The following is a 15,166-nucleotide window of genomic DNA, read 5'->3' on the forward strand; positions in this document are numbered from 1 at the left end:
AAGTAAACGAAGTTCCAATGAAATCCCTAGTTGATGCTGCTAGTGCAACAGCAGTAAATATTTCTAATAGTAAAATGTATAAATCAGGTCGCTATACATACCTTAGATATTCTCCACTTTCAGTTGAGATGAATGTTTGTAAAGATGAAAGATATGCTGAGCAAAACGCTGTAGGACGTTGTTCAGGTTTCCTTGTTGCCCCAGACATTCTCGTAACGGCCGGTCACTGCGTACGTGGACTTGATTGCTTAACAAGCTCTTGGGTATTCGGTTTCAATTCAGAAGAAGCTTCTGACAATGTTGTTCCAAGTGAAAATGTCTATCAATGTGCTGAAGTTTTAACTTCGGTTCTTGATGGAGTTCAGAAGAAAGATTTCGCAGTTATTAGACTTGCAAGAAAAGTTGAAGGTGTAACACCACTTTCATATAGAAAAGAAGGTAAAGTAGAAGATGAGGCGTCAATGACAATCATTGGAAACCCTTCTGGTCTTCCAACTAAAGTTACTAAAAACGTACAAGTAAGAAACAACTCACCAGTTAATTACTTTGTAACAAATGCTGATACTTTTGGAGGAAACTCTGGTTCGGCAGTTATCAATGATGAGACAGGTTTAGTTGAAGGTATCCTTGTTAGAGGAGCAAAAGACTATGCTATGGACTACGCCGCTGGTTGTAACAGAGTAAATATCTGTGAAGACGTTGATGGTTCAAATGGTTGTTTTGGAGAGAGTATCTCTAGAATCTCATCTGTAGAATTAGAAAAATATATCAAATAATCAATTCTCTTTCACACGGAGAAACTTGACATCACAACACCAAAAAAGACCCCTCGGATGAGGGGTCTTTTTTTTTCTGCATCTTCGGTTAAAATATTAAAAACGGAGATATTATGAAAAAGACTGGATTTTCACTCATCGAAGTCATGATGGTTCTTGCCATTATGGGTGTTGCAGCAGTTGGCTTTATGACTTTCATGAGAAATCAAAATAAAACGCAGAAAACAATTATTTCCTCAGGGGAAATAAATATCTTAGTCAATGAAGTACGTGGTCATTTGGCCAAGGAAGAAATTTGCGTAAAATCATTTAAGGGTTTTAGGATTACAAAAGATAAGCCTGTGCCCGTTGAGAAGATTCTAAAGTTCAATGATGAAGTGATGTACGAAATTGGAAAAATCTATGGCGATGCAAATGTCACTTTATCTTCGATGTCACTTGTTGATTTTGATACGGACTCTAAAGATGGTTTAAGTGGTAGATTAAAATTGAAACTTGCTTTAGAGAGAAACGCAGAAGTCTACGGCAATAAGACTATCAATAGAACAATTAATCTTGATGTCATGTTAGATGAGGGTGAGTTATTAGTGGATTGTTACCCTGCAGGTATGCAAAGAGCAATTGATAATTCATCAAAGATTAAAGAGCTTCAACAAATGCAAGAGGCCGTAATGCAATTGATGGAGAAGTCTCAAAAAGGTGATAGTGGAGTTATTCCAAAAAAAGAAGAATCTAGATCCAATCAAAAAGAAGTGGAAAGTAGTGATAGACCCGCTCAAAAAGAAGAGTACAGAGAAGCTATTCCGCAATTACCTGATAATTTACAAATCACAGAAGAACAAATGCAGCAAGGTCTAGAGCTGTTAAAGCAAATGATGGAGAAAATGCAGCAGGGAGAATAGTCCCTGCTGATAATTATTATTCAACAACTGAGCAATTAAGTGAAACGTTAGCGTTTAATTTTTTACCGCTTCTATAAATGAACTCTTTTGCAAAATTAATCTCAGTTGTATTACCTTCATTGAATCTGTGAGTAACACTAACTCCATTCACAACAATAGAGATTCCTTTTACATGCCAACTTTTATCTTGATGATTGTAGCTATTTAGAGGAACAAAAGTTAGATCCATCATTGCTCTTGTGTTGTTAACATCGCTTGATGGTGCAAGAGTAATACTACTTTTGTTATTTCGGTTAAGATCAACTGAGATAAGCTCACCATTAACAGTGATCGCCTCATCTTTTTCTAGAGTTGCAAAAGTTTTCTCCTGAATAAAACCAATATTCTTTGTTGTGTAAGTTGTAAAACATGAAAGTTGGTTTGAAGCATAAGATTGTATGCAAAGTAGAATTGCACTGACTGCTAAAAGTAGTTTCATAAATCCTCCGTTGGTTATGACAATTGATCTTATCCAATCGAGGAATATTGGGTAGTAGGGCGGTAAGTTATATAAGACGTGTTTAGATTCTAGACAAATTACTTTGAATTCTTATCTTCTTTCAGGTACTTAGGAATTAGGTCGATATCAAATTTCTTGGCCAACTGAACTATCATTGGGATTGTTAGGGGGGCCAGAGGCAGTACGGCAAGCGTTCCTAGGCCCAGAGTTTTGAGAAAAGAGCGAAACTGGGCATTGGCAAGTTTCATATCGTCTTTACTTGCCTCACCCTGAGTGTAGCGCAAGTAAGTGCGAAGCATTTGCTTATTTTCCTTCGTCTCATGCTGAAGGGCACGCTTGATTAATTGTAGAGTTTCGCGAATTTTTGATTCGATTTTTTCTTTTAAGCTCATTGCTTTAAGTCTGAACCAGGTAAACAAACGGCACATCCAAGACCTTCTGTGATATCGTGGCTTTTGATTTCCTCATCGATCATCTCTCGCAGATCATCAATGGATTCACTACTTGCACCTAGAGTGGTGGCCAGTGTTTCTGGGCATGAAGGCGCGTCTATCTTTATATCAAGACCCATTGACTCCATTTTTTCGGCGTAGTCATAGGCCTTATCAATGTCAGCAATGTCACATGAAAAGAGCACTTCGCCAGAATGAATTTCAATGACTTTTACAGCTTTTGCCATGTAGAGTTACCCCATTTTTATTTTGCACACCTATCTAGTATAATGTTATTAATACAATGTGCTAACTAATGAGACAAGGGCCAGCGCTCATGAAAAAAATTTATTTTATTGAACGAGATCGCTTTTTAAGAGAATTCTACGAAGGCTTTGGAAAGAAGTATGGAGTAGAGTGCTACACTGATGATAGTGGGATCGAGTCAACGTATATCATCAAAGATATGGCCCCAGATGTAATCTCACTTGACGTAAAAACGGCCATTGAAGTTGGTCTAGATGAAATGATGAACGTATTAAATGAAGAAGTCATTTCGCAGATTCCTGTTGTGCTCATTCAAAATCCAGACGAAGATCTGCCTGAGGTTCTAGCGAAAAGAGCTAAAAAGGTACTTGTTCGACCATTGGCCATTGAACGTTTGATTGATGACTTATTGGAGTAGGGCGAAGTGGATAAGGAAATTCTTTTTATTATTGGTGGCGTTGCTCTTACTTTGATTATTTTCGGAGCAACGATTTACATGAAAATGACGGGTTCATTTTAGCGAGGAAGTATAATCTTCCAAATTTCATCTGTATTTTGATCAGAGACAATTAGTGTCTCTTTTTTTATTTCCCATTTTGGCTGAATAAGTTTTACTTTCGCCATTGTAAAATACTTGTATGGAAAATCTCCAAGAAACTTATCACTTTTCTCATCCCAGACAACAGCTCTTTTAATTGTGATGGGTACGTAGGTGCCTGCAGTTCCTGAATTATAGACTAGAAGTTTGATATTTCCACGATAAGAGATCGTCTCTTCATACTCGGGAACTCCGCCATTACTTTCGATCTGATAAAATGTATCGCTATTCTTTTTACTGACGAGGAGAAAAAAACCTTCTCTCTCAACAACTTTCCAGTCGTTGGCCATTGAGGAAAAAGAGAAAATAAGAGTTAATAAACATACTAATGATTTCATCTTTGTACCTTCCTAATGTCATCAGCTTTCTTTCTAAAAGAAGATAACTTAAAACTCCATGCTACGTCTTTGTAAAAATTGTGTCTTTTTCTTTTTGCAGAAACTTTCACATCATTAATTTGAATATTCATAGGTCTTCTACCATGAGACCAAGTCGCGGTTGTTACATATTCACGGTGATAGTGATAAACGTTATCAATATCACTAGGGGGTTTGTAGCTAGAGTTTTTAAATTTAATGAAAGCTTCTACTGAAGTACGAGTGTACTTACATTTCGAAGAACAAGAAAGTGCTGTTTTCCAATTGTGGTCATTGTTGTTGTACATAGAAAATTGCCAAGGTTGAAGGGCCGCATCCAAATCAGTTGCAGTCTCATGACCGTATTTTCTTGCGTAGTCTCTTCTGTTGCGGACAACTTTCATCACGGCGACCATTTCTTCAAGGGGAGGAGTCAAAATACCCGCTTCACCAAATGCTGTTAGAGTAAGTGCCGCAAATTCCTGTTCTTTAGGATTAAGTTTTAAGAAAAGATTTGTAAAAATTGAACTGCGGTTAATTAATGTCCCGTCTCGTCTTTTGTTGCCAGCGATGACAACATCTTTGATTGATTGAAGACATTTTCCTAGTTCTTCTTTGTCTTGGTATGAAACATCTCTTGCTAGGACCTTGCAGTGAGGGAGCCAGTCTTTTTCATCCAATACCTCAACCTCTTTCCCAACAAGATCAGTTATATCTTCTTTGTTACATTGCTCAAGAAAGGAAGTAAGAGTACTTGGGTCTAGAATATCATGCATTTTTTCAAGTCTACGCGGTGTTTGCTTGATCACATAATATCTGATTCCTCGACTATCATACATAGGCTTTTTATAACTGACGTAAGCGCCACCTTGATCATCCTCAGTTGAAATTTGATATTCACCTGAACGAATCTTGTCCCAGATTTGATCTTCATTTTCTTTTTCAAATTTGTTTAAACCTACAAGGTGTGATGTATTTGTAAAAAACTTTTTGAAATCTCTTTGATTTGGAGCAATTGATTTTCCTTGCTGGTCGTAGAGATTGATTACTCGAGCTTGAGGGTCTTTGTGGTAATAAATCCATCCGATGCGTCCGAAGTTTGGACCAGAAGTGATTTTTATTTTTAATCCAACACCTTTACTTTTATTGGCATCAACTTCTAAAATTTCGGCCTCTACACCTTTAGTGAGAAATCCTATTACATAGCTTTTACCACTAAAGTAGCTTTGAGAGCGCAAAGTTACGTTCTTCTTGATAACAAGTTTAGTTGGAATCTGAAGTGCCTCGGCCGCAAAGGTCGAGAAAATTATAAAAAATAGGATTAAATACTTTTTAAACACGATAGCTCTCTTTTCGAACAAATTTCTCCAGAGAGCTTATCGGTTAAATGATCAAAATCTAAAGGGATTGTTACAATTCACTAGGCCTTTCATCCTCTGGTCCAAGGATGAAATTCTGTAGGCCTAAAGGGTTGAAAATAAAGGCCGGAACACGAATTCGATAGAAGATCCCTGTTTCGTGATTCACTGTACTCATTACGTTGGTTTTGCTCGCAATCTGGGCGTGAGCATCTCCACGGTCGTAGGGAATAAAGAGATCATAATGCTCTTGTTTATCTAGGAAGTAGTTAATGATGTACTTTCTAAGATTGTCCATATCATCTTTTTCATAGCTACTAACAAGAAAGCTATTCTCGTATGAGCGAGAAATAATCTTTCCTTTGAGTGGGTCTTCAAGTTGATCTTTTTTGTTAAAGACGATGATGCGATCTTTGGCCCCAAGGTTCAATTCATCAAGAACTGAATTTGTTACTTCAAGATGTTTTTTGAAGTGCGGATCAGAGATGTCGCAGACAATGACAAGAAGGTCAGCCTCTAGAGCAGATTCAAGTGTTGTTTTGAAACCATCAATTAACGTATTGGGTAAGTTTGAAATGAAACCTACTGTATCGATAAGGATCATTGGTGGTTTAGTGTCAGGGTTTAACATACGATATGTTGAATCCAGTGTCGCAAAAAGCTTATTCTCTTCAAGAACATTAACTCGACACAGGCGATTCATCACTGAAGATTTTCCTGCGTTTGTATAGCCAACAAGTGCAGCCGTTACAGCTTTGTTTTGTCTTCTTTTTCTTTGTTGCTCGCGCGATTTTTGCATTTCAACGAGTTCTTTTTTAAAGAACTCAATACGCTCACGAATGATTCTTCTATCGAGCTCGATCTGCTGTTCACCCTCTCCACCACGCACACCGATACCACCTCTTTGACGACCAAGGTGACTCCAAAAACCTGAAAGTCTTGGGAGAATGTATTGAAGACGTGCGATTTCAATTTGAATTCTTGCTTCATTGGTTCTGGCGTGTTCTGAGAAAATTTCTAGAATAATGTGACAACGATCTACTACAGATAGCCCTGAAATCTTCTTAATATTTCTTATTTGGCTTGCCGTTAACTCGCAGTCAAAGACAAGAAGTGTCGAGCCTTCTTCTTTAGCCGCTTCGGCAATTTCTTCAATTTTTCCTGAGCCTAGAATTGTTGCTGGATCAACGGTCTTCTTGTTTTGGATATAAGACTCACCAGCTTCAATCCCCAGTGTTCTTAGAAGTTCTCTTAACTCTGTTAGAGATCTTTCTGTTTCATTAATTGTTGCGTGTTCTTTAAAACTTGGACACACGAGAGAAACAAGAGACGCCTTAGCTTCTCTTGAAATAAAAAATTCATTATCAAGCATAAATTATATCTACTAATAGGTTATCGATTAATCGAGTTTGGTTAATTTTATATGCACCAGCAACAACAACTTTATTTGTTTCTGGTCCAACTTCTTTTAAATTATTTGCGTCTAAAACTTCAAGATAGTCCCATCTTGAATTTTTTTGCTCTTGTTCAAGAATGAGATTGATGGCAGCAAAGGCATCAGTGAATGAGCCTTTTTGTAGTTCTGTTTTAATCTTATTTAAAGTTTTGTTCAAATGTAAGGCCAATATCTTTTCATCATCACTGAGATATTGATTTCTAGATGATAGAGCAAGTCCTTCAGCACTTCTTGCAATATCACAAGTTATAATCTCCAGGTCGAGATCAAGATTCTTTGCCATGGTTTTTATGACTAGTACTTGTTGATAATCTTTTTGGCCAAAATAGGCCTTTGTGGGTTTAGTTAATGAAAAGAGTTTGTAAACTACAGTGGCCACTCCTTGAAAGTGACCTGGTCTTTTCGCTCCACAAAGAACATCAGTGATTTCTGTTACATTTATAAATGTATGAAAATTATCGCCGTAAACTTCTGCAGTTGATGAAGGGGCAAAGATATAGACTGGCCTTTCAATTTTTTCTAAGCTCATCATTTCTTTGATTTTTTCAACATCCTGCTCAAGAGTTCTTGGGTATTTGTCGAAATCTTCATTTGGACCAAATTGCGTTGGGTTTACAAAGATTGTAATCACGGCGCAGTCATTTTCTTTTAGAGCTTTATTCAAAAGTCCAAGATGCCCAGAATGTAGATTTCCCATTGTTGGAACAAGCCCAACAGAGCCGTTGATCGTTTTTCTTAGATTTGAAAACTCTGATCTCGATTTAATTAATTGTATCATTTTTTTAAACTCTCAATGAGATAGTCGGCGAGTTGATCTTTAGACAATTCACCTTGGAAGCTAATTCCATGCTCGTTGTAAAACGAATAAGTCGCACCATCTGTTGCGAAACCTTTTTGAGTTTGTCCTTTGAAGCCACCATGAACATGGGTGCCAATAAGAAGGTCTACTGGTTTTCTGCGCCATTTCTCTTGTAATATTTCTTCAGTAAGATTTGTTTCTGCTGCAAAGCCAATGATCTTCATTCCAGAATCTCGGTATTCACCGATAATTTCTTTAAGTACATCTGGGGCCTTGGAGTAGATAAGACCGTTATCAGTACTATTTTCTTTTTTGATTTTAGAATCTTGATAATCAAATTCAAAATCACAAAGTGCGGCCGATGATATATAGGCAACAGCGCCTTCTGTTTCTCTCATCGCGTGGGTAAGCATCTCTTTAGTTGTAGTCAGGCGAATAAGCTTATAGCGTGAATGGCACTTCAAATACTCTAATTCTTTTGTGGCGTGAACTCCAGCAAGGACAATGACTTCGAAGCCATTCATAAGAGCTTTCTTTGCTAGGATGAAACCAGTTTTTCCTGAAGATGAGTTCGTGAGAAATCTTACGGGATCTAGAGGAGCGAGTGTTGCTCCTGTCGTGATGACAACTTTTTCATTTCTCTTTTGCTCAAGATTAAAGATATCAAAAGTTTCTACAATCTTTTCGACATCAGGTAGTTTTCCCGCTCCAACATCGCCACAGGCAAGCATTCCTTCTTCTGGTGGATAGATGAATGTATTTTGTAACGATTGAAGTCTTTGAACTAAATCAATATTGGCCTGAGTAATGGGATGTTCATACATGAGAGTATTCATGGCCGGAAATAAAACAATAGGTTTAGTTTCAGGAAATGCTAAGAACACTGACGTAAGTAAATCATTTGCTCTTCCCATGGCCAGTGAAGAGAGTGTGTTTGCACTAAGTGGGCATACTAAAAATCGGTCGGCCCATTTTGATAATTCAATGTGAAGTACAGTTCCCTTATCATCAGTATTTTTTGGATAATCAAAATCGCTATCGAAATTATAAACTTTCTCAACTCCAAGGTAGGAGAAAATATTTGGACGAACAAATTCATTTGCTCCTTTAGTAAGAACAACACGAACTTGATGGCCTTTTTTCACAAGAGCGCGCGCTAAATCGATAGACTTATAAGCACTAATTGATCCGCAAATACCAAGAAGAATCTTCATAAACTAAATTCCAATAAACACCTGAAAATAGGGCATGAAGCACTATAGGACAGCGTAAATAAGTTGGCAAAATAATGTCATTTTTACAAAAAGTCTTCTTTAAAATTTCAGCTAGTTATAAAATGGGGTTATGCGAAATTTTGAAGGAGTTGATCATGAATCTTAAAAGATTCTCTATTGTGAGTGACCGAGACGTTCAGGCCCTAGAAGATACGAATGAAGTGATACTGCTAAATCTTGATCATATCGTCTCAATGAAGCCCATCAATATTGTTGTCGATGGCGATGTTCGCGAAGGTTTTTGGATTAGAATGAGCAACGGGAAGAAGTACCGTGCACTTGATATCCCTAAAGAATTAAAAACGATGTTAAAAAGCTAAGATATTTTTAGCTATGAGGTACAGAGATTTATGAATTAAATCTCTGTCCACGATTGCATTTTCTTCACCTGTGAGCAGAACTTTTACATGCTCTCCTTGGCCACCAGTGATTAAGAGATTATCTGGTTTAAGCTGATCAATTATATATTTGAGAGAAGATTTTAGTTGAAGTGTTACGGCCTTTAAAATGGCCTCTTCTGTATTTTTTGGAAGATTATCTAAGTCTAGGTCGTCGTTGGCATTTGGTGTTTTCAAATGTGGAAGTAAGCTTCCTTTTTGATATGAGTCCAGGGATGTTTTTAATCCTGGAAAGATGTAACCACCTTTGTGACCATCATCTGTAACAAGATCCACTGTAATAAAAGTTCCAGCATCAATTACAAGCGTATTGCCTTCGAACTTTTTAAAAGCGTAATAGCAAACTGCAAGGCGATCTTCTCCTAGTGTTTGAGAATAATCAACAGGCATATCAAGAAATTGCTTATCTTTAAAAAGTTGGCGAATAGAAATGGCGTTAAATCTTTCAATTCTTTCTTTGGCACCAACAGAAGAGCTTATATAGAATGTATTGTCTTCAGATTCTTCAAAGGCCTCAAGAGGCATTACGTGAACCAATGAGTCTTCTTGAAAAAGACCGTAGTGTGGATTTGAATTTCCGTTATCAATTGTAACTATTGTTCTCATTGAAGGGGAAGTGGTGGCTGATTTTCAACAAAGGGCGCTTTGTTGCAGCTTAAATATTCATTGATATATTTTTTCTTCAAATCATACATATGAGCAATTGGTGTACAAAATTTAGGTGGTCTGTCTGGGCCTAAGTGAAGTAGGTCATTGATCACAAGAACTTGTCCATCAGTTAATTCACCTGATCCAATTCCAATTGTTGGAATTGTCAGCATATCAGTAATCTTCGTTGCAAGATCACTTGTTACACATTCTAGAACTATTGAAAAAGCTCCTGCATCTTGAAGTGCGCGCGCCTCTGCAATAAGTTTTTTTGCAGATGCATCCGATTTCCCATGAGTGTAGTAACCACCTAATTCAAATACTGATTGCGGTGTTAAACCGAGGTGGCCCATTACGGGAATGCCTGTTTGAGCAAGTCTACTAACGATCTCTAGCTGATGAGGAAAGGCCCCTTCAAGCTTAAGTGCATCAGCCTTTGTGTATTGGAATAACTCGATTGCATTTTTTAAACCAGACTCTAGTGTTGAATAAGTTCCAAAGGGAAGGTCAACAACAATGAATTTCTCTGGGGCACCTCTTCTTACGGCTGCACCAAAGACTTTCATTTCATCTAGTGTAACTTCTACAGTTGTATCGTATCCAAGAACAACATTTCCTAAGCTATCTCCAACAAGAAGCATATCAACTTCTGTTTCGCTGAGCATGCGCGCAGTTTGATAGTCATAGCAAGTAAGCATTTGCAATGGCATGCAGTCTTTTTTAATCTTATTCTTTTTAATTTTTAGAGTAGTTAGTTTCTTCATTCTTAAGGTATGAGTTCATCTTTTAAGCGTTCGAAAACTTCTTGTAGTTCTTCGTTTTGCCAAAGATTTAGAACTTCCTCTCTTAGTTGTTGTTGGTTCGCTTTTTCACATTCTTCATAGAACACACCGGTATCTATGTCATGGAAAAGAGAATCTAATTTGGCCTGGTATTCTTTGTCAAAAAGAACTTTACTGGCCTTGGTTGAGCCAAATAACGCGTTGGGGCTAATTAATTTAAAAAACTCAACCGGTCCAAGTGATATTAGTGCGTTAGCAATGAGTTTTACTTCGAGCCAGCACTCCATAAACGCCATTTCCTGCGAGACACCATTTTTGCGTAATGTTTTGTAAGAATGTAAGGCCCCATAAGGAAGCATTGAACATAGGATTGTTTGTTCAGAAAAGAGATCGGCCTTAGTTTCTTCCGCAAATGTTGATTCATAAGGCCCGGCCGTAATTCCAATGGCCTTAGCGATATGAAGAACAAGATTTAGTGAAGAGTCTTTATCTTTACAACCTTCAAGTGAATAAGCGCCACCTAGTTTGCCTTTTGTTTCATATTGAAATCGAACCTCGCTAGCGATGGCCTTGGGAGCGAGCATCGCCATATTAAATTGCGGATATTGATCTTTGAAGTTTCTGATATAGCTCCATCCGTGAGCAAAAATAAAATGCGTTCCATTAGAGAAAAACGCGATATTTTTTTCAATGATATTTTTTTGTTCATGATCTGGAGTGAGAACGATAATAGTTGGAATGTCTCTTAGCCATTCACCAATAGGGAGAGCTTTAAGATTTAACTGATCTGCAATTGCAAAAGAAGAACTTCCTTCTCTTAGGGCAATTGTGACATTTAGACCAGAATCTCTTAGATTTAATGCCCAAGCCTTTGCTTGAGAGCCAAGACCTATAATGGCAATTTTAGATGCATTTTCCATAATTTTACCTATAAAAAGCGTCTGTTGTGTACTTCATTTGGGGTTGCCGTTATTATTAAAGAGAGAACTACCATTGAGGGAATATGAATAGCAAAGGAAAAGTTTTTTTTCGTGATTCTTGGCAAGATGTCGATCAAGCATTTGGACCATTGGCCAATAGGGGATTTCTTTTTGGTGAATCACTTTTTACAACGACGAGAATTAGTCAAAATAAAATCTTTTTCCTTACTGATCATCTCCAGCGTTTAAAAAATGGAGTCCTATTTCTCTATGGCGAAGAAGTTAATGTTAATTCATTACAAGATTTTGTGACCAAGGCCATTGCTCAAGTTATTAGCGATGATTCTTATTATTTACGCATTAGTTATTTACGAAAACTCAGTGGAGAAGGTGAGTTCTTCTTATTTCTTGTTCCATTTGTAAGTGATCCGAGAAGACTGAGAGCTAGTAAAGCGATCTCTAGAAAAGGTGTGAGCTTAGTTCCAGAATATTTAAAGGCGGGAAATTATCTCGAGACAAATATTGAACTACAGTCGGCCGCCAAGAATAATTTTGATGAAGTTATATTTTATAGTACTGATGATATTTTATTAGAAGCGAGCACGAGTAATATTTTTCTAATTCAAGAAAATCAAATACTCACTCCAAAAATTCAAAGTGGTATTTTGGAAGGGATTGCCAGAAAGCATCTAATAGAGTTCTTGAAGTCTCAAAACTATGTCGTCATTGAGAGATTACTTACAGAAGATGATTTACTTGCAAGTGATGAAGTATGGCTTTCAAATTCATTGCGCTTTTTAAGATGTTTAGAAAGTTATGAAAGCAGAGAGTTTAAGGATGATCTGTATAACACTGTTCTTCCACAATTTTTAAAGTTTATTGGCCAGTAAGTCACAGTTTATTGGCATTTTTTTTATAAAACAAAACTTTTTCTATTGATTACACTTAAAAGTTAAGCTCTTAATTTTGCTAATATTTTTCCTAAATATACCGATTTGTATCTTAAGGTTGCCTTAAGGGTCTAGAATATATCTAGGAACAAAAATGCAGTGATGGAGTTATGAGATGTTAATCATAGGAGAGGATCAGGAAGTCGTAAACAAAGTGAGATTCTCATTGGCCAAATTAAACTTTAGTGCCATTCTTCTTGATTCCAAAGAAAAAGATATTTCAGAGCGAACAACGATGATAAAAATGTCTTCGTTTATTTTATTTATAGAAGATGAAGAGAATCAAAAAAATCCAAATGCAATTCGCGATTTGAAGATTCTTAATCCAACGGCGAGAATTTTTTTAATACAAAAGACAATTACATCAAAATTAGAAGATATTGTTGCACGCGGTGCAGATTATTTTTTTCCTACTAGTGAAAATGGGCTCGGCGAGATGGCCCAGATTATTAAAACACTTAGATGATTTGCTAAAAATTGTGTTCAAATTGCGCAACAAATACTAAGCTTTCATCATGAATAAAGCCTTTAAAGTTAAATGTCCAATCTGTGATACTCAGTTCTCATATTATTCGAGTGAGTACAGACCTTTTTGTTCTGAAAAGTGCAAGATGATAGATCTTGGTCATTGGCTTAATCAGACTTACACCATTCCTGTTGCTCCTGCGACAAATCAAGTTGTTGATGAATTCGAAGAAATGGATGAAGAAGGACAATTTTTCAGAGATCAAGATGACAATGAAAATAAATAATAAAGAATTGAAGAAGGCCGCACAATACGCTGCTAATGTTGCTGAACAAACTGGAAAAAGATTGTTGAGCTATCAAAAAAAACTACATCTTCTTACTGTTTCATCAAAAGAAGCGCAGGGCGTTTTTTCCGAGGCCGATGTTGAAGCAGAAATCTATATCTATAAAAAATTAAAATCTGCTTATCCCGATATTCCTATATTAGGTGAGGAAGCTGCCTTTGAAGAATTCAAAGGTGAAAAGCATAGTTATATTAATTATTCTAAAAAAGAATGGGCCTGGATTGTTGATCCCCTTGATGGGACAAATAATTTTTTAAATGGAATGGATTACTTCGCTGTTTGTATTTCATTATGCCATTTTGGTAAACCTGTCGTTGGTGTTGTTCATAGGCCAAATCCTTTTCAAACATTTTTGGCCTATGAAGGTGCTGGTTGCTGGACGATCGCACGCAATAAAAAATCTCAAAAAATTCATCAGGAAAAGTTGTCTAAAAAACTCAAGGAATCAATGCTCGTAACTGGTTTTATCACAGAGAAGGGGAAGCCACTACCAGCTGAATTTGAGTGTTTCAAAAGAATGATGGGAAACTCTCGCGGTATTCGCCGCATGGGAAGTGCTGCTCTTGATCTTTGTTATGTTGCCCAAGGTATCTTCGACGGCTTTTGGGAGAGGGGTCTTGCTCCTTGGGATATGGCCGCTGCTTCAATTATTTGTACAGAAGCAGGTGTTAGAGTAACCGACTATAAAGGACGGAAATTCTCTGCATTTGGTGAAACGATTCTCGCCGCAAGAAAACCAATCTATGGTCAAATGAAGTCTATAATCAACGCAGAAATAAAATAGTTGAGTAAGATGCTTTATTGACAAAAATTTTGCCCTATCCCTATAATTTTACGTTATTATAATAGAAGTGTTTATTGTTATTTCCAAGGACGGATTCAGTGGCAGAAATTTTAAAACGATTTGTAAGAGATATGATGGAAATTCAGGATGAGGCCTTGATCATTTCTCTATCAATACTCATTCTCGTTGCCGTAGTATTGATCATCTATTGGTTTTATAACAGAAGAAAGTTTCAAGAGTTACGTCATGAAATTCCAGCTCACGTTGTAAAAAATTATTTAGATTCAATTATTCAAAATTCTAATTCATTAAAGTCATCTCTTTTTAGAGGCGGTGGTTTAGACATTTCTGAAGGGATACCTTCTGTTGTTCCATTAAGTGATCTACCAAGTTCATCTATTCATGTTGGTGGTGCAAGTACTGAAGAGCTTAATCAAAAGAATGCAAGAATCGCTCGTTTAACAGATGATCTTACTGCAAAAGATAGAATGATTTTAGATCTAGAAAGAAGATTAGGTGATCTCGCAAGTGCTGGTGGAAGTGGTGAAGAAGTTAAAATCATGCAAGATGAAATTTCTAAGCTTCGTTCAATGCTTGATCAAAAAGAAAACGAACTAGAAGATGCTAGGAGCAATGCAAGTTCAAGTGGTGATTCGAGTGAATTTACGAGTCAAATCGCTGATCTTTCAAATGAAAGAGATCGTTTAAAAGAACAATTGCAAGAGTATTCAATAATTGAAGATGATCTAGCGAATGTTAAAAAGCTTCAGCAAGAAAACGAACAACTTAAGAAAGCTCTTGATGAATTAAAGGCCGGTGGTAGCGCTCCTGCTGTCGCAGTTGCAGAACCTGTTTCAGAGCCAGAAGTTGAAGCTGAACCTGAGCCCGAAATGGAAGCCGCACCAGAGTCCGTTGCTGATGAAGCGATTCCAGATGAAGTTGCAGATAGTGACATTGATTTAGAAGCGGAAATGGCAAAGGCCATTAGTGATTCTCAAGCTGCTCCAGCTGCTGAACCGGAAGAAAGTTTCGAAGAAGAAGCTGTTAGTGCAAGTAGCAATGATGAAGAGCCAGAAGTTCCATCTATGGAAGATGGAGATAAAAAGTCTGCAGAAGAATTGCTTTCAGAATTTGAAAAAATGCTAGGATAGCATTT

Annotated in this window: 20 protein-coding genes; 9 read left to right on the top strand and 11 right to left on the bottom strand. The window is 37.1% G+C overall.

Going from position 1 to position 15,166, the window contains the following annotated elements:
- Together M899_RS00860 and M899_RS00865 are read left to right on the top strand one after the other, a co-directional pair.
- Positions 1-776 (top strand): trypsin-like serine peptidase (locus M899_RS00860; RefSeq protein ID WP_021269618.1); only part of this gene is annotated, 776 nt, incomplete at its 5' end.
- A 113-nt stretch (positions 777-889) separates the two neighbouring features.
- Positions 890-1,678 carry a type II secretion system protein gene (locus M899_RS00865; RefSeq protein WP_021269570.1) on the top strand — a complete coding sequence of 263 codons (789 nt, stop codon included), beginning with the start codon at positions 890-892 and terminating at the stop codon, positions 1,676-1,678.
- A 16-nt stretch (positions 1,679-1,694) separates the two neighbouring features.
- Here M899_RS00865 and M899_RS00870 read toward each other — a convergent pair whose 3' ends face one another.
- The 3 genes from M899_RS00870 to M899_RS00880 all read right to left on the bottom strand — a co-directional run bounded on the left by M899_RS00870 (position 1,695) and on the right by M899_RS00880 (position 2,856).
- The gene (locus tag M899_RS00870; RefSeq protein WP_021269611.1) at positions 1,695-2,156 is read right to left on the bottom strand and encodes a hypothetical protein; all 462 of its coding nucleotides are present in this window, start codon (positions 2,154-2,156) and stop codon (positions 1,695-1,697) included.
- A gap of 98 nt (positions 2,157-2,254) precedes the next feature.
- Entirely contained in the window at positions 2,255-2,569 is a 315-nt protein-coding gene (locus tag M899_RS00875; protein ID WP_021269585.1) for a hypothetical protein, read from the bottom strand.
- Complete coding sequence (locus M899_RS00880; protein ID WP_021269507.1) at positions 2,566-2,856, bottom strand: hypothetical protein; 291 nt, start codon at positions 2,854-2,856, stop codon at positions 2,566-2,568. The genes M899_RS00875 and M899_RS00880 overlap by 4 nt, the downstream gene beginning before the upstream one ends.
- An 89-nt stretch (positions 2,857-2,945) precedes the next feature.
- Between M899_RS00880 and M899_RS00885 the strand changes: the two genes are divergently transcribed.
- On the top strand, positions 2,946-3,293 hold the full coding sequence (locus M899_RS00885) for a hypothetical protein (protein ID WP_034727222.1): 348 nt from the start codon (positions 2,946-2,948) through the stop codon (positions 3,291-3,293).
- Between the two features lie 98 nt (positions 3,294-3,391).
- Here the strand turns inward: M899_RS00885 and M899_RS00890 are convergent, their stop codons facing one another.
- The 5 genes from M899_RS00890 to coaBC all read right to left on the bottom strand — a co-directional run bounded on the left by M899_RS00890 (position 3,392) and on the right by coaBC (position 8,656).
- Complete coding sequence (locus M899_RS00890; RefSeq protein ID WP_021269562.1) at positions 3,392-3,811, bottom strand: hypothetical protein; 420 nt, start codon at positions 3,809-3,811, stop codon at positions 3,392-3,394.
- The gene (locus tag M899_RS00895) at positions 3,808-5,169 is read right to left on the bottom strand and encodes a cell wall hydrolase (protein WP_021269525.1); all 1,362 of its coding nucleotides are present in this window, start codon (positions 5,167-5,169) and stop codon (positions 3,808-3,810) included. Before M899_RS00895 ends, M899_RS00890 begins: the two co-directional genes overlap by 4 nt.
- A gap of 70 nt (positions 5,170-5,239) precedes the next feature.
- Positions 5,240-6,559 (bottom strand): GTPase HflX, encoded by a 1,320-nt coding sequence (gene hflX / locus M899_RS00900; protein WP_021269615.1) that lies wholly within the window; start codon positions 6,557-6,559, stop codon positions 5,240-5,242.
- Positions 6,552-7,421, bottom strand: a complete 870-nt coding sequence (panC, locus tag M899_RS00905) for a pantoate--beta-alanine ligase (protein ID WP_021269549.1) — start codon at positions 7,419-7,421, stop codon at positions 6,552-6,554. The genes hflX and panC overlap by 8 nt, the downstream gene beginning before the upstream one ends.
- Complete coding sequence (coaBC, locus tag M899_RS00910; RefSeq protein ID WP_021269631.1) at positions 7,418-8,656, bottom strand: bifunctional phosphopantothenoylcysteine decarboxylase/phosphopantothenate--cysteine ligase CoaBC; 1,239 nt, start codon at positions 8,654-8,656, stop codon at positions 7,418-7,420. The genes panC and coaBC overlap by 4 nt, the downstream gene beginning before the upstream one ends.
- 155 nt (positions 8,657-8,811) lie before the next feature.
- On the opposite strand from coaBC, the gene M899_RS00915 reads away from it, so the two are divergent.
- A complete protein-coding gene (locus M899_RS00915; RefSeq protein ID WP_021269545.1) occupies positions 8,812-9,036 on the top strand; it encodes a hypothetical protein in 225 nt (74 codons plus the stop codon).
- On the opposite strand, the gene M899_RS00920 is transcribed toward M899_RS00915, so the two are convergent.
- Genes M899_RS00920 through M899_RS00930 form a run of 3 tightly spaced genes read right to left on the bottom strand, consistent with a single transcriptional unit; the run spans position 9,025 to position 11,464 of the window.
- On the bottom strand, positions 9,025-9,720 hold the full coding sequence (locus M899_RS00920; RefSeq protein WP_021269519.1) for a type III pantothenate kinase: 696 nt from the start codon (positions 9,718-9,720) through the stop codon (positions 9,025-9,027). The genes M899_RS00915 and M899_RS00920 overlap by 12 nt on opposite strands.
- The gene (panB, locus tag M899_RS00925; RefSeq protein WP_021269635.1) at positions 9,717-10,526 is read right to left on the bottom strand and encodes a 3-methyl-2-oxobutanoate hydroxymethyltransferase; all 810 of its coding nucleotides are present in this window, start codon (positions 10,524-10,526) and stop codon (positions 9,717-9,719) included. Before panB ends, M899_RS00920 begins: the two co-directional genes overlap by 4 nt.
- 2 nt (positions 10,527-10,528) lie before the next feature.
- The gene (locus M899_RS00930) at positions 10,529-11,464 is read right to left on the bottom strand and encodes an acetohydroxy acid isomeroreductase, catalytic domain protein (protein ID WP_021269640.1); all 936 of its coding nucleotides are present in this window, start codon (positions 11,462-11,464) and stop codon (positions 10,529-10,531) included.
- Between the two features lie 83 nt (positions 11,465-11,547).
- Here M899_RS00930 and M899_RS00935 point away from each other — a divergent pair, with 83 nt between their 5' ends.
- The 5 genes from M899_RS00935 (at position 11,548) to M899_RS00955 (ending at position 15,161) form a co-directional block, all read left to right on the top strand.
- Positions 11,548-12,354: an aminotransferase class IV gene (locus M899_RS00935; RefSeq protein ID WP_021269503.1), complete on the top strand. Its 807-nt coding sequence runs from the start codon at positions 11,548-11,550 to the stop codon at positions 12,352-12,354.
- A gap of 175 nt (positions 12,355-12,529) precedes the next feature.
- Positions 12,530-12,880 (top strand): hypothetical protein, encoded by a 351-nt coding sequence (locus tag M899_RS00940; RefSeq protein WP_021269537.1) that lies wholly within the window; start codon positions 12,530-12,532, stop codon positions 12,878-12,880.
- A 49-nt stretch (positions 12,881-12,929) separates the two neighbouring features.
- On the top strand, positions 12,930-13,166 hold the full coding sequence (locus M899_RS00945; protein ID WP_034727227.1) for a DNA gyrase inhibitor YacG: 237 nt from the start codon (positions 12,930-12,932) through the stop codon (positions 13,164-13,166).
- Positions 13,147-14,010: an inositol monophosphatase family protein gene (locus M899_RS00950; protein WP_196801709.1), complete on the top strand. Its 864-nt coding sequence runs from the start codon at positions 13,147-13,149 to the stop codon at positions 14,008-14,010. The genes M899_RS00945 and M899_RS00950 overlap by 20 nt, the downstream gene beginning before the upstream one ends.
- A gap of 98 nt (positions 14,011-14,108) precedes the next feature.
- Entirely contained in the window at positions 14,109-15,161 is a 1,053-nt protein-coding gene (locus M899_RS00955; protein ID WP_021269548.1) for a phage tail tape measure protein, read from the top strand.
- Positions 15,162-15,166 lie beyond the last annotated feature (5 nt).

The sequence above is a fragment of the Bacteriovorax sp. BSW11_IV genome (assembly GCF_000447755.1).
Taxonomy (GTDB): Bacteria; Bdellovibrionota; Bacteriovoracia; order Bacteriovoracales; family Bacteriovoracaceae; genus BSW11-IV.